Below are 14,174 nucleotides of genomic sequence, written 5' to 3' on the forward strand. Positions count from 1 at the left end.
GTGTAAAGTCAACCTTGTTCAGAAGAAAAAGACAGTCCACTTCCGTTTATCCTGTTATATATCCTTTCATCACAACAAATAGCCATTCTTATATATTTAGACATTTACCTAATTAACTAATTAGACATTTACCTAATAATTTAATTAAGTACGTATGAACAATCTATTTAAAGCCTTGAATGACCCGACCCGTCGGCAGATTCTGGACCTGCTGCGTGGGGGCGATCTGAACGCTGGTGACATTGCCGAACAGTTCGATATGACGAAGCCTAGTATTTCGCACCACCTCGATCTGCTCCGGCAGGCTGGTTTGGTAGAAGCAACCAAGCAGGGGCAGTTTATCAACTACAGCCTCAACACAACCGTACTGGATGAGTTGCTGGCCTGGCTCATCAGTTTTCAAAAAAAGGACGAGCCACTTAACAGCACCACCAAAACCAACCAACCGTCTTAATTGCCAAAATCCCTTATTACTCATGAAAACAAACACTACCGCTGCCGAAGTCCTGATGATTACCCTCGTGCTGGCACCGCTGGCCTACGTGGCCCTCATCTGGAATGAACTCCCCACCGAAATCGCTACGCATTATACTATAAGTGGCAAGCCCGATGGCTGGATGCGTAAAGAAAACGCTGCGTTGTTTCTCGGCGTACTATCGGTCTTTCTGTACCTGGTGCTCCGCTATTTACCAAATATTGACCCCAAAGGACATTTACAAACGGCCAATTTCTTAAAAATGAGGGTGTTGATTACACTTTTCTTTTCGGCGATAAATGGTCTCGTATTCTACATGGCCGCTCACCAGTCCGATAAAAACAAACTGATAAGCAGCCTGCTGGCACTGACAGCCCTGCTGATAGCTGGTCTGGGAAATTACATGACCACTGTGAAGCCCAACTATTTCGTAGGCATCCGTACGCCGTGGACGCTTCAGAGCGATGCCGTATGGCGAAAAACGCACCAAATGGGCGGTCGGTGGATGGTTGCCGGTGGGCTACTGTCTGCGGTGCTGGTCTTTGTGGTACCCATGCCCTATACGGTAGGGGTTGTGGTGGGAATTATTCTGCTTTCCACTATCATTCCGGTTGTGTATTCATACATCTATTTCCGGCAGGAGAAAGCCCGTCAACTGAGCTGAATGCGAATGCCTTGCCGGGTTAAAACCCAGTGCGCCTTATCATCAATCAACCTTCTCCAACAAATCCATTAACTACGCATTCTCCATGACCCGCTTCCTATACTCCGCTTTATTGTCTATCATCGTCTGCGGATCTGCCCTGGCCCAGACGGAAGAACCTATGCAACTCGAAATGGCGGATCTGGTACTCGATGGAACACTGACGTTGCCACCGGCGGGTACAGGTCCGGTACCCATTGTGCTACTCATTGCCGGGTCGGGACCAACCGACCGCAACGGCAACAACCCTATTCCGGTCGGTCAGCCAAACAGCGTCAAGGCAAACGCATACAACATGCTGGCCGATAGCCTGGCTGCGTTAGGCATCGCCACGTTGCGGTACGACAAGCGGGGCGTGGGACGCAGCATTAAAATGGGCATGACCGAACAGAGTATGACCTTCTAGACATTCATCAACGACGCTACGGCGTGGGGTAACAAACTCAAAGCCGACAAACGGTTTAGCAAGTTAATCGTGGCGGGTCACAGCGAAGGTTCTCTGATTGGTATGATAGCCGCCCGGCAAACCCATGCCGATGCCTGCATCTCGCTGGCGGGCCCGGGGGATGACATTACCAGTAAGCTAAAAACGCAGTTAAAACCTCAGTTACCGGAGACTGACCGGGAGGCTGTGTTCAAGGCCCTGGATTCCTTAAAAGCCGGGTATACGCTGGGTAGCCTGCCAACGGCGTATCCGGCTATTCATCAGCTATTCCGGCCCAGTGTGCAGCCCTACCTGATTTCGTGGATGAAATACGATCCGGCGGTTCAGCTAAAAATCGTCACCATACCCGTGCTGATCATACAGGGCAGGCGGGATGTTCAGGTACTGGTGCAGGACGCCGAACTATTGAAAACAGCCCTGCCTGACGCTCAGCTGGTTCTGTTTGACGCGATGAACCACTGTTTTAAGCCTGTAAAGACAAATTCGATGCAGGAAGCTCAGACGTCCTACAACAACCCTGATGAGCCGTTAACCCCCGGCCTGGCCACTACTATAGCCCGGTTTGTGAAGTAAATGCTGTATATCGACATGGGAGCGAGTGGTACTACTTTATAATAGGGCAGTACCACCCGCGCTCATATTGGTTGAAATCAGTTTGCTGAGTAGTGGTGCAGAAACGTGACCAGACGCTCGAAATGAAGTTGCTCGTGGGAATTTTGCGTCAGTCTGACAAGCGAGTGCCGGTATTCGTCTACCAGCTTATTGAAATAGGGATTATGGTTCAACCGGGCCGCTATAAGGCCTTTGTAACAGCGATGGGTCTGGTTGTATACATAGCGACAGGGCTGGTCGGGCTGATCGTTTAACAACTGATCGATAACGGCTAAGGTGGAGGACCTTTGCATAAACTCAAATCCCTGCTGATCAAAAAACAATTCGATCTGTTCGCAAACGTGAACGAGTTCATCCTCCGAATGAATCTTATACCGAAAATACTGTAGGCCGCTAAACCGACCAATAGACAATAAAAATGTGTTGGCATCAGACCTGAACTCAGTCAGGTTGTGTAGAAATTGCTGGGCAATCTGTTCAATCTGATCGTTTCGACAGCCAAAATTCACCTCCAGCATAGTGTCGTCTGGATACGGAACGGAGGAAAGAACGATGTTCTGAAACCCATTGACTGTTTCCCGGCGAAACTGTTTTTTTTCGGGCAACAAACCATAACCGTGTTGCGCAAAAAACGGTGCTAAGCACTCATAGAGTTTCGTTTCAAAAGGAGTAATGGTCATTTCATTCAACGCTACAGGCAACGTTACGGGTCACCTTCCTGTACAACTAATATGGCCGCATATTGTTATGAGATTTGCCAGTACCGGTTTTATTGCACTGAGCAGAACTAAACAGGGCAGTGGACAGTTACTTTGTTTACACGCCCAAAACAGGGCCGTTGATTTTGGGGACGACCGGAATTGACAGCTTGCAGAGGTCGCGTGTAAGCATGCCGGGAGTTGACGGAATTTCCCGCCCAAACAAATCGTCAAAACAATAACAGGCGAGTATAACTACGCCATGGCTGCCTAATCCGGAGGATTAAGCATTAGCCATTGTCTCCCCGGCCTACGTGCTGCTGGCTGGATCAGGAGGCACCATCTCGCAGCGCTGGCTCAATTTATGGTGTTAACGGCTGAGCGAGACACAAGCACCTACGGATGACGATTGGTTTGGTACACACCGGCCTGATTCCCGACAATCCCAAGCGTACCTAAGCATGTAGAAAGCACGACGGGTTCCTTGACTGGACGAGGGTTCAAATCCCTCCGTCTCCACCTAAAGTGAAAATCCTCAGCACACATTTGTGTTGAGGATTTTTTACTTTTAATGCGGATGTATTGACCGTGTAAAACTACTGCACAGGAAATGTATCAGCTTGATTTCTTCACCGGAACAAAGCGCATTAATCAACTGATCTATTTGATTTAGTTACCCCATTTACGTTTATTCCATACTACCATTTTTAAATAAAAATCCCAGAAAACACACAAACTGTTCAACTACTTTTTTATCATTTAAATACGAAAATAGCTGAATAGAGAAAAAAACTGGTGATATTCAAAACGATTACTGTATTTGGCATTGAGACTTATTATATTTGCGTTGTCAGTGTCCCAGAACTTAAAATTTATTATCGAATGAAAGCAAAACAAATTCGATTCTTTTCTCAGGACGAGAATAGCGAAACAAAACAGAGCAAGAAGAAAACAGAAGCTAAACCTACGCCAGCCACCGGCTATATTTCAACAGCCGGTAAGGTCGTATTTCCGAATAAAACGATCGATCAATTAGGATTCGACCCACAGGATAGCTGGTTTAAAGTAGGGACACAGGAAGGTAAGCGGAAAATAAAATCGCTTTTCCTGGTTCCCGGTGCCAGTGGGCAGGAGGAAGCGTTCGAACTGGAAAAAGCAGCTAAAAGTTACAGTATTTCGCTGCCTTATATTCTGCAGAAAGGCGGTATCGATTATTCCAGTAGTAAACATACGTTCACGGTTAAACCATTCGACTATGACGGTGATGTACAGGGATATGAATTGAAATTAGCCAGCGATACCCCAAAAGCCGCCTATACCGGCAAGCCCCGCGGCCGTAAGCGTGCTACCGAAGCTGCGGAGTAACATACACCATAGTTAATATATTTCGCAGGGACGTTACCAACAAAACGAATGAAAAAAAGCAGCCGTTAGTCCTGTTTTTTTTCATTCGTTTTATTTATAAATAGTACCAAAAATAAAAAAAACGACAACTCTACTTAGAAAGTAGAGCAACAACACCCCGAAATCCTTAGTGAACTGTGTACTAATTTTTTTACAAGAAAAAACATAAATGGTATCAGTTCAGCATAAACTACGCGAGTTTCACCCGTTAACAATTGACGCTGCAAGGCCGAAAATTAGTTGGAAACAATGCGGGCTACAAACAGTTTTCTGACCATGGATCGCAGCCAACTGGACGAACTTATTGCCCAGGGTGAACACACCCGTTTAGAATTCAAACGTCAGCTTTCGGCATCCAGCCGGATAGCCCGCACCCTGGCTGCTTTTGCCAATACATCGGGAGGAATATTGCTGATTGGCATTGCTGATGATGGAAAAATAAAGGGCGTTTCGTCGGAATTTAAGGAAGTTGAAAAAATTGAAGATGCCACCGACCGGTTGATTCAGCCAGCCCTGGCAGTCAGTTACGAAAGGTTGTCGCCCGATGGCCGGATTGTCCTCATTGTAACGGTTCAGGAGAGTACCGAAAAACCCCATTACCTCATCGACGATTCGGGGAAACGAACGATTTACGTTCGGGCAAAAGACAAATCAATCCCTACGAACAAACTGATTATTACGTCCGACACCGCAAGTCGGGAATTGTTGAAATCGCCCATGGCCCGAACCCTTATTCAATACCTGCGAAAGAACGATTCCATCACCCCCGACCGGTTTGCCAAACTCATTAACATCTCGGATTACCGGGCGGGTAAACTCCTGCGCCAACTGGCGGATCGGGGTCTGCTGCTGCTAATCGATAAACCTCGTCCGGTTCGCTACGCACTCAAACTGTCGGAGTAATCCTGTTGTATCTTTGCGCTGCATATGACATCAGAACAGACACTAACGAAAGAGACCATTTCGGCGACCTTCATGGATTTGCAGGACCGTATCTGTCAGGCACTCGAAAAAGCGGATGGCACCGGAACATTTCGTGAAGATAACTGGCAACGACCGGGGGGGGGCGGGGGCCGCTCACGTACCCTCACGGAAGGTTCCATTATCGAAAAAGGGGGCGTCGGTTTTTCGGCCGTACACGGCGAAGCGACGGAGGCAACGCTGCGGGCGCTGAACATTACAACCCCGCCCGGCGAAGCACCGCCTACGTTCTACGCAACGGGGGTATCCATTGTGCTGCACCCGCACAACCCAATGGTACCCATTATTCACATGAACGTTCGGTATTTTGAGATGAGTACCGGGCACAACTGGTTTGGCGGGGGCATCGACCTCACCCCTCATTATGTAGTGGCCGATGATGCCCGGTGGTTTCACCAGTCCCTCAAAACGATTTGCGACCGCCATAGCGTCGACTACTATCCCAAATTCAAGCCCTGGGCCGACGACTATTTTTACATTCCGCACCGACAGGAAACGCGGGGTGTTGGCGGCATCTTTTTCGATTACCTGAAACCCGAAAATGCCGCTCACAAAGCCGACCTGTTTGCGTTTGTTCAGGATATAGGGAATACCTTCGCTCCTATTTATACGCACTTCATGCAGCAGAACAGGCAGTTGCCTTTTGGCGAGCGTGAAAAAAACTGGCAGTTGCTGCGTCGGGGACGATACGTGGAGTTTAACCTGGTTTGGGATCGGGGCACCCGGTTTGGACTGGAAACTAATGGTCGTACCGAGTCCATTCTGATGAGTATGCCGCCACAGGCCAACTGGCTATACGATCATACGCCCGAACCCGGCAGCCGGGAGGAAGAAACGCTGCGTTTACTGCGCAAGGGAGTAGCCTGGGTTTGACCCGTAAAGGAAGACCAGCACCGTTCGATAAATGCCTCACGACAACGCTGCTGTCTGACAGTAGCTTTACGGGCGTCTAACGTTTCCGGTGTTTCCCTTACTGACTTATCGATGAAATTCTTCTGGGTTTTGTGGGGTTTCGATGCGGTCATTGCCCTCATCTTCCTTTATTTTTTCTTTGCTGGGCTGGCTGATGGCAGCGTTTCCTCATTCAATAGTGGGTTGTGGTTTCTGATACTGGGGGCCTTGGGGGCAATCCTGTTGGGTGGCTACTGGCTCCGGAATCATCAGCAACAGGGCTGGGCAACGGCGTTATTATGCATGCTGGCCATACCGGGATTATTGGCTGGCCTGTTTTTTTTACTCCTGCTGATTACGAACCCCCGCTGGAATTAACCCGGCAGGGGAAACATACAAATCAGTCCACAAAACAACCTGTCCTATGCCTTTACGACCTGATGAACGCACGAAAGCCGACAAAACCCTGCATAGCCTGGCACAGTATATTGCGCTGACGGGTACAAACTGGCTGCCAAACCAGCCCGATGACAGCCATACAAACATGGTCTGGAATAACGAACGGCAACGACTGGAAGGCAGATCCTTTAAACGGGAGGACCAGCAGATCCAACTGGTAGTTGATACCTCGACCTTCAGCCTGCTGTTTGTCGATGAGCAGCAACACGTAGTTGCCTCCTTCCCTATTGAGGGCAAAACACCCGCTGAAGCAACCAGCTGGTGGCAGTCCCTGATGCATGATTGGGGAATCGTAGAAATAAAAGGGCTGAATTACACGCTGGCCGAACCACCTGTTCCGAACAATACGCCCTATGCCCACCCCGTTGGCCTGAAAGCCTGGGGAGAATGGCGAAAACTGGCGCAGACCGTACTGACTACCCTGAATGAGTCGAGTGGTCAGGCGAGCGAAGTCCGTATCTGGCCGCATCATTTCGATACGGGCGTTTATTATTCATTTCCCGGCGAAACGGGTGCTGAGCAGGCCGCCATCTGGGCCGGTTATGCAATTGCCGACGCGGTGAGTTACGAACCCTATTTCTATCTATCGGGCTACGACAGTCGGCAACACATCGATTTCGCGGCCACTCGGTCCCTTACTACCGGCACATGGCTGAATACCCCATCCTGGCAGGGTGCTATACTGCCCATTTCGTTAGTGACTGGCGCCGAACAGATTAACGCGTTTCTCAGCGAGAGTTATGCCTGGCTAGCGGATAAAACAGGTAGAAATACAGCCCGTAAGTGAACCGAAGTACCCGGAACGGCTGTTCCGGCAATCAGTCTTTACCAACTAAAATAAGCCTGCCCCGTTGGGCTGTTACGAATGAAAAAACATGTATTTACGCTGCTGTTCTGCTCCCTGCTCCTGGGCAGTTGCCAGCAAGCCAATCAAACCCCCTGTACCCAGGCTACCGTTACAACCGAAGCCCCGCAGGAAGAGGTTTCCAGCCTGAAGCAGTACATTGAAACGAATAACATCAGCGCTACTGCCGATAAGCGGGGGTTTTATTATAGTATTCAGTCGACCGGGTCGGGGACAAAGCCAACCGTGTGCTCCAGCGTAACGGTCAATTACACGGGCAAACTAACGAACGGCGAGGAATTTGACAGCGGCAGGGGCGTTAGCTTCGGTCTGGATCAACTCATCGTTGGCTGGCAGGAAGGCATTCCGCTGGTGGCACCCGGTGGCAGTGTCACGCTCTATCTGCCGCCCAGCCTGGCCTACGGTTCGCAGGAACAGAATGGCATTCCGGCAAACTCCATTCTGGTGTTCACCATTGACCTGATTAAGGCTAATTAACGGGTCCACCCTGCCAGGTCGTTAAAAACTTACCGGGTTAACGTGTCCTGTCTCCAGTCATACCAGCCTTACCGATGCCGACTCAGGCGTTTCGATTGAAACCGGTTTTTTCACCGCTACCAGGGTAATAATTGCCGCAAGAAACAGTGAGCCTGCCATGAACAGATAAGAGGCTCCAAACCCGCCGGTTGTGCCGTTCAGATAACCGACAATATAAGCACCAATAAAGGAACCCAATGCCCCGAAACTGTTAATAAGGGCCATGGCGCCCCCCGCTACGTTTCGGGGTAAAATTTCGGGGATGATGGCGAAAAAAGGGCCGTAGGGTGCATACATAGCTCCACCGGCCAGGACGAGCAGGACAAAAGACAGCCAGAAATTATTCGGGCCGACCAGGTAAGACCCGTAAAAAGCGACAGCACCCACTAGCAGGAAGGGCCAGACAAAGGCTTTCCGATTCAGGGTTTTATCCGAAAAATACGAGGCTCCCAGCATACCAATAATGGCCAGTACATACGGCACCGAGGATAGCCAGCCGGTTTTGACGATGTTCATGTTGGGAGCCGCATTCAGGATGGAGGGTAGCCACATCACGAACCCGTACACGCCAATACTCCACAGCGCGTACTGGAAGCTCAGCAAAATAACCACGCGGGATTTGAACGCTTCGGCGTAGTTTTTAACAGGCTTTATACCCTGCTGCTCCTGTTCCAGCTGGACCGCCAGTGCCTGTTTTTCGGGTCGGGTAAGCCAGTTGGCATTCTCGGGTTTGTCGTCCACCAGTCTCCACCAGAAAAAAGCCCAGATAATGGCGGGCAGCCCTTCCAGAATAAACATCCATCGCCAGCCCACTGCCTGAATCAGGTAGCCCGACAGCACCGACATCCAGAGAATAGTGACCGGATTACCCAGAATCAGGAACGTGTTGGCCTGCGACCGCTCCTTTTTGGTGAACCATCGACTCAGAAAGAGCAGCATGGCCGGCATCACCGCACTTTCGACCACGCCCAGCATAAAGCGAATACCGATCAGGGCATTTACGTTGCTGATAATACCGGTGGCCATTGCCAGCCCCCCCCACAAAATGAGCGACCAGAATATGAGTTTTTTAGCAGACCGGTTTTCGGCATACACCGCCCCGGGAACCTGAAAGAAGAAATAACCCAGAAAGAAAAGCGAGCCTAACAGCGACGACATCGCGGGCGTGATGTGCAAGTCCGCAGCCATACCACTGGCAGCTCCGAACCCAAAGTTGGCCCGGTCCAGATAAGCCAGACTATAGGTGATAAAAGCGATTGGCAGCAGTCGATACCAACGGGATTGTGCCAGTAGTTTGTCCATGTACGGTTACCTTGATTATCCGGCAACTGGTGCTGATATACACCATACCGTCGTCCCTATAAAGGAACAGGACAGGGTTACTCTACTGAAAAAGCGGAGCACTACTTCTGTTGCCGTAAAAAGTGCAGGAATTGAACTATGTTTTTATGGACAGCGATAAGCCCAATAAACAGGAGAGTACCGGCCATAAAAGACCAGACAGACAAGGTTATCCGAAAATAGAAACCAGTAGTGCCCGTAAAAACCAGTTGCGCTGAAGGCCAGCGTTAGCGGGACATGTGTGTGGCTTGAGGCAGTCCAAAATAGCCTGAACGGGCTGGGGCCAGCAACGATGTTGAGACGCAGGAACGAAACCCGGAACCGGGTGCAGGTACCATCAACGTATTGACTGCTCTAAAAGCGTACTTTAGCGCTTTTAGAATACAAGATTAGAAACACCGTACCAGAAAAGAGCGGTAGCTCCTGCCAGAATAGACCAGGCTGCGACCTTCTGTACATCAGCCGTTGTAAGAGTAGTAGTAACAATTATCCGAATCTTAAACATAGTATAGTTTGGGAGCTAGTATATACTGTATTTAAGCAAAGTTCGTACCAAAAAAAAGGTCGATTAACCGAATTGATACCGTAAAAAAAATAAACAGGAAGATGGTATATAAAAAATATTGTCACCTAATATAAAATATCATGAAAGAACATGGTAAAAATATCTCACAGGAAACTATATAATAAATAAACATCAACTGTTTAGCAAACTTTGCTGTCTTTTGTTGATTCAAAATTAACATACAAAGATTTATACTTAACAACAAGTTACCTATTTTTAATAAAGCCTTTGGTATACCATCATACGTCAACTGATCTTTGTCCAGAAAACGGAATTAAATCGTTAAAATCGTTGGATAAACTACCTGAAACAGGCAAATAAGGGATACATAGGGCCATCGGCAGTACAACGCCAGACCAACCAGCGTTACAACGTGACTCCTTCCTCTTTCTCATCGAAAAAGAGATAATTTAACAGATCGCAGTAGGGTTTTATGATCCGGCAACCCTGTATAATGTCATCGGCAAAATTAGCTTTTAGCACATCCTTATCCGTAAAGCGATGCATAAAGAATAATTCTTTCCGGCGCAGCAAGTCTATTTCGGGATGGTCCGCAGGGTAGCCTTTAGGCGTTGTTTTCATTACCTCGCCGGATGCTTCCGGAAAATACGTTTTGAACGCGTCGGCTTCAATTATATTTTTTAATTCGGCGGCATTATAATCTACCTCCTGCCGAAATTTGGCGAGGTTGGCGGGGGTCGGGTTCCACATGCCCGCGCCAACAAATGATTGATTCCCCGGCTGGATGTGAACATAGTAGTCAATCCGGCCGGAGTGCCGCCCGCCGGGACCTATGGCAAATGCCAGATTCGATTTATACGGGGCTTTGTCTTTAGCGAATCGAATGTCGCGGTTGATCCGGAAAATACAGTCTTTGACGGCGGTGTTGGCCAGTGGTTCAAAGGGACTTAACCCCGTCAGTACCCGTTCTACAACGGCACAGAGTTCTGCTTTGGCGGCATCGTAGCGGGGGCGATTTTCGTGAAACCACTCCCGGTTATTATTTTTAACAAGGTCACGCATGAATGCCAGCGTGGGGGCCGTAAAGGCCGCTTTTGGGGTAGGTTTCGCTTTCATAACTATCCCAAAGATAAGCAGTTTTCAACGTACCTCCCCTATCCGAATGGCGGTTTGCGCTAAACTGACTGAGTGGTCCTGAACCATAAAAAGCCGTTTCTGTACGCCGGTTTTACGTCCGGTGTAATCAGGCACTCATAGCTACTTTATCTGACGCTTGAATTGCCGGGGGGATACCCGTTCGATGGCCCGGAAGGTATTACTGAAGTGCGTAAGGCTGTTGAAACCAGATTCGTAACAGGCATCTGTCACGGTTTTGGCCGGATTGCGCAGAATGGTTTTGGCCTGCTGGATGCGTTCTGTCAGGATAAACTGGGCGGGCGAAACCCCGAGTTCACTTTTAAACAATCGAAAGAAATGGGATTTGGACAGGCATGCTTTATCGCTCAGTTCCTCTACAGACAGTGCGCGGGTCAGGTTCTGCCGGATGTAGGCCACCACGTAGGCCAGTCGGTTTGTATTAACATGCTGGCTGGTCTGGAGCAGTAAATTTGTGCGAACCTGGGTTTGTGACAGTCGGACGATGAGCTCCCGGAGAGTATTCTTGATGTAGAAAGGCCGGAACGCATTGTTCTCCCGAAACAGTCGGGTGAGTTTATCCGTCAGCGAACTGATTTCGGGATTGTTCTGCATCAGGTAGTTGTCCGTATTCAACTGCCACTGGTCAACGGCTTCCACGCGGGGCACTTCCTGGTTTAGCTGGTGTATCGTTTCGCGGATAAATTCGTCCGAAATTGTCAGCGCCATGCAGCGAGTCGGCTCATCGATGGTAGCGTCAGGAAAGTCGATCTGCATCAACCGGTCGGATGGTAACAGTAACGATTCGCCGGGGCAGTAATCGAACGGGTCCGTTTCGCGCAGGTGCATCACTTTACGGCCACTCAGCATACTGGTCATCACGGGTGCGTTAAACCGTAGCTGAATCAGATTGGCCTGCTGAAATGTTTCGTATAGATGCAGTTCTGCTTCATCGTGACTGAGCGTCAGCTTATTTTCTACCAGCGTATCCAGCCTCGCTCCCCAGGCACTCACCGCTTCGTTGGCTGTCATTTTCCCTGATTTCTCCATGCAATCTGACAATGGTACTATTCCGCAAGTATTTGAGAGTATAACGCAATAATCGTTGTACAATTTCGACAAATTTTGTGAAGAAGTTAATTAGGTCACGAAAAATCCTTTATAAATCATGCAGACTGCCGAAGCGCCAAGCAAAACAATGCCCCGCCCCATGTTCAAAACCCAGTACGAAAACTACATCGGGGGCAAGTGGGTACCACCCGTCGGGGGTGAGTATTTTAACAACGAATCGCCGGTAGATGGCAGCCTGATTGCCCGGATGCCCCGCTCCAAAGCCGCCGACGTCGATATGGCCGTTGAAGCTGCCCAGAAAGCATTTGAAACCTGGGGGAAAACATCCGCTACGGAGCGTAGTAAAGTACTGCTTCAGATTGCCGATGTCATTGAGCAGAATCTTGAGTTTCTGGCTCGGGTCGAGACCGTTGAAAATGGCAAAGCCCTTCGCGAAACGATGGCGGCCGATATGCCTCTTGTAGTGGACCACTTCCGGTATTTTGCCGGAGTAATTCGGGCGGAAGAAGGATCGGCGACCGAACTTAATGCCGACACCTTATCCCTGATTATCAAGGAGCCCGTAGGCGTAGTGGGTCAGATTATTCCCTGGAATTTCCCGTTGCTGATGGCCACCTGGAAACTGGCACCGGCATTGGCCGCTGGCTGCTGCGTGGTGATCAAACCGGCAGAGCAAACTCCTACGTCGCTGGCAATTCTGTTCGAACTGCTGGAAGGTATCGTTCCGGCGGGCGTGGTCAATATTATTCAGGGATTCGGACCGGAGGCCGGTAAGCCTTTGGCCCAGCACAAGGGTATTAACAAGGTTGCCTTTACGGGCGAAACCACCACCGGGCGGTTAATTATGCAGTATGCCTCGGAAAACCTCATTCCCGTTACGATGGAACTGGGTGGGAAATCACCGAATATCTTCATGAAATCCATTGCCGATCATGATGATGAATTCTTCGACAAGTGCGTGGAAGGTGCCGTTATGTTTGCGCTGAACCAGGGCGAAATCTGTACCTGCCCATCCCGCCTGCTGGTGCACGAAGACATCTACGACAAGTTTATGGAGCGGGTTATTCAGCGGACCGAGGCCATCAAACTGGGGCACCCCCTCGACCCGGAAACCATGATGGGCGCGCAGGCCAGCAACGACCAGTACGAAAAAATCCTGTCCTACATCGACATCGGTAAGCAGGAAGGTGCCGAAGTACTAACGGGTGGCGGACCAGCCAACAGTGTGGAGGGAGGCTTTTATATTCAGCCAACCATCTTCAAAGGCCATAACAAGATGCGGATTTTCCAGGAAGAAATCTTCGGTCCGGTACTGTCCGTTACCACGTTCAAGGATGCCGACGAAGCCGTAGCGATTGCCAATGATACGCTGTACGGACTTGGTGCCGGTTTCTGGTCGCGGGATGCGCATGAACTGTACACCATTCCCCGGCAGATTCAGGCGGGACGCGTGTGGGTCAACTGTTACCACGACTACCCGGCCCACGCACCGTTTGGCGGTTACAAGAAATCAGGTTTTGGTCGCGAAAACCACCTGATGATGCTGAACCACTATCGTCAGGTAAAGAACCTGTTGATTTCGTACAGCAAGAATAAGCTTGGTTTCTTTTGATTAAAGAACGACTGGACGAAAGAGTGACTGAATGAAAGCGTTACCTTGTGGGGCTTTCACTCAGTCACTCTTTATATTCTTTCGCTTAATCACTCTTTCATTCTTTCACTCATTACCCATGGTCCGTCTAGTAGTCCTTTACCCGAAAACCGAATCCAGCCAGTTTGATTCGGCCTATTACCTCGACAAACACATTCCGCTGGTCAAAGAACGGCTAACTCCCTTCGGGCTGGTTGGCGTCGATATGCAGGAGGCCTTACCCGGCGATTCCCTGCCCCCCTACGCCATGATTACCGGACTTGCCTTCAATACGACCGACGAACTGGAGAAAGGGATGGGCACGCACGGAGCCGAGCTACTGGGCGATATTCCCAACTTCACCGATGTACAGCCCGCCACACAGGTGTGCCGGGTTTTGTAAATCGATCATAATTAACGCTT

General features: G+C 49.6%; 16 protein-coding genes and 1 other RNA gene. 13 read left to right on the top strand and 4 right to left on the bottom strand.

Annotated features, from left to right (window positions below):
* Positions 1 to 154 precede the first annotated feature (154 nt).
* The 4 genes from B157_RS0123095 (at position 155) to B157_RS39850 (ending at position 2,196) form a co-directional block, all read left to right on the top strand.
* Positions 155 to 454: an autorepressor SdpR family transcription factor gene (locus tag B157_RS0123095; RefSeq protein WP_020605682.1), complete on the top strand. Its 300-nt coding sequence runs from the start codon at positions 155 to 157 to the stop codon at positions 452 to 454.
* 22 nt (positions 455 to 476) lie between these two features.
* Positions 477 to 1,139 (top strand): SdpI family protein, encoded by a 663-nt coding sequence (locus tag B157_RS0123100; RefSeq protein ID WP_020605683.1) that lies wholly within the window; start codon positions 477 to 479, stop codon positions 1,137 to 1,139.
* A gap of 85 nt (positions 1,140 to 1,224) precedes the next feature.
* Positions 1,225 to 1,584: an alpha/beta hydrolase family protein gene (locus tag B157_RS39845; RefSeq protein ID WP_020605684.1), complete on the top strand. Its 360-nt coding sequence runs from the start codon at positions 1,225 to 1,227 to the stop codon at positions 1,582 to 1,584.
* A gap of 69 nt (positions 1,585 to 1,653) precedes the next feature.
* Positions 1,654 to 2,196, top strand: a complete 543-nt coding sequence (locus B157_RS39850; protein WP_020605685.1) for an alpha/beta fold hydrolase — start codon at positions 1,654 to 1,656, stop codon at positions 2,194 to 2,196.
* 77 nt (positions 2,197 to 2,273) lie between these two features.
* Here B157_RS39850 and B157_RS0123110 read toward each other — a convergent pair whose 3' ends face one another.
* A complete protein-coding gene (locus B157_RS0123110) occupies positions 2,274 to 2,915 on the bottom strand; it encodes a hypothetical protein (protein ID WP_020605686.1) in 642 nt (213 codons plus the stop codon).
* A 166-nt stretch (positions 2,916 to 3,081) separates the two neighbouring features.
* Between B157_RS0123110 and ssrA the strand changes: the two genes are divergently transcribed.
* The 7 genes from ssrA to B157_RS0123140 all read left to right on the top strand — a co-directional run bounded on the left by ssrA (position 3,082) and on the right by B157_RS0123140 (position 8,010).
* Positions 3,082 to 3,455: a transfer-messenger RNA gene (gene ssrA, locus B157_RS37155) on the top strand.
* A 360-nt stretch (positions 3,456 to 3,815) separates the two neighbouring features.
* Positions 3,816 to 4,298: a hypothetical protein gene (locus B157_RS0123115; RefSeq protein ID WP_026308909.1), complete on the top strand. Its 483-nt coding sequence runs from the start codon at positions 3,816 to 3,818 to the stop codon at positions 4,296 to 4,298.
* Between the two features lie 315 nt (positions 4,299 to 4,613).
* Positions 4,614 to 5,240, top strand: a complete 627-nt coding sequence (locus tag B157_RS0123120; RefSeq protein ID WP_026308910.1) for an AlbA family DNA-binding domain-containing protein — start codon at positions 4,614 to 4,616, stop codon at positions 5,238 to 5,240.
* Between the two features lie 24 nt (positions 5,241 to 5,264).
* On the top strand, positions 5,265 to 6,191 hold the full coding sequence (gene hemF / locus B157_RS0123125; RefSeq protein ID WP_020605689.1) for an oxygen-dependent coproporphyrinogen oxidase: 927 nt from the start codon (positions 5,265 to 5,267) through the stop codon (positions 6,189 to 6,191).
* A gap of 111 nt (positions 6,192 to 6,302) precedes the next feature.
* Positions 6,303 to 6,587, top strand: a complete 285-nt coding sequence (locus B157_RS0123130) for a hypothetical protein (RefSeq protein WP_020605690.1) — start codon at positions 6,303 to 6,305, stop codon at positions 6,585 to 6,587.
* 46 nt (positions 6,588 to 6,633) lie between these two features.
* On the top strand, positions 6,634 to 7,455 hold the full coding sequence (locus B157_RS0123135; RefSeq protein WP_020605691.1) for a hypothetical protein: 822 nt from the start codon (positions 6,634 to 6,636) through the stop codon (positions 7,453 to 7,455).
* Between the two features lie 78 nt (positions 7,456 to 7,533).
* Positions 7,534 to 8,010: an FKBP-type peptidyl-prolyl cis-trans isomerase gene (locus B157_RS0123140; RefSeq protein ID WP_020605692.1), complete on the top strand. Its 477-nt coding sequence runs from the start codon at positions 7,534 to 7,536 to the stop codon at positions 8,008 to 8,010.
* Positions 8,011 to 8,067: 57 nt separating this feature from the next.
* Here B157_RS0123140 and B157_RS0123145 read toward each other — a convergent pair whose 3' ends face one another.
* From B157_RS0123145 to B157_RS0123155, 3 genes are all read right to left on the bottom strand, one after another.
* Positions 8,068 to 9,351: an MFS transporter gene (locus B157_RS0123145; RefSeq protein WP_020605693.1), complete on the bottom strand. Its 1,284-nt coding sequence runs from the start codon at positions 9,349 to 9,351 to the stop codon at positions 8,068 to 8,070.
* Positions 9,352 to 10,321: 970 nt separating this feature from the next.
* A complete protein-coding gene (locus tag B157_RS0123150; RefSeq protein WP_020605694.1) occupies positions 10,322 to 11,032 on the bottom strand; it encodes a DUF2461 domain-containing protein in 711 nt (236 codons plus the stop codon).
* Positions 11,033 to 11,173: 141 nt separating this feature from the next.
* On the bottom strand, positions 11,174 to 12,082 hold the full coding sequence (locus B157_RS0123155) for an AraC family transcriptional regulator (RefSeq protein WP_020605695.1): 909 nt from the start codon (positions 12,080 to 12,082) through the stop codon (positions 11,174 to 11,176).
* 136 nt (positions 12,083 to 12,218) lie between these two features.
* On the opposite strand from B157_RS0123155, the gene B157_RS0123160 reads away from it, so the two are divergent.
* On the top strand, positions 12,219 to 13,733 hold the full coding sequence (locus tag B157_RS0123160) for an aldehyde dehydrogenase family protein (protein ID WP_020605696.1): 1,515 nt from the start codon (positions 12,219 to 12,221) through the stop codon (positions 13,731 to 13,733).
* Between the two features lie 118 nt (positions 13,734 to 13,851).
* A complete protein-coding gene (locus B157_RS0123165) occupies positions 13,852 to 14,154 on the top strand; it encodes an EthD family reductase (protein WP_020605697.1) in 303 nt (100 codons plus the stop codon).
* Positions 14,155 to 14,174: the final 20 nt, after the last annotated feature.

The sequence above is a fragment of the Spirosoma spitsbergense DSM 19989 genome, from assembly GCF_000374085.1.
GTDB classification, from domain to species: Bacteria; Bacteroidota; Bacteroidia; order Cytophagales; family Spirosomataceae; genus Spirosoma; species Spirosoma spitsbergense.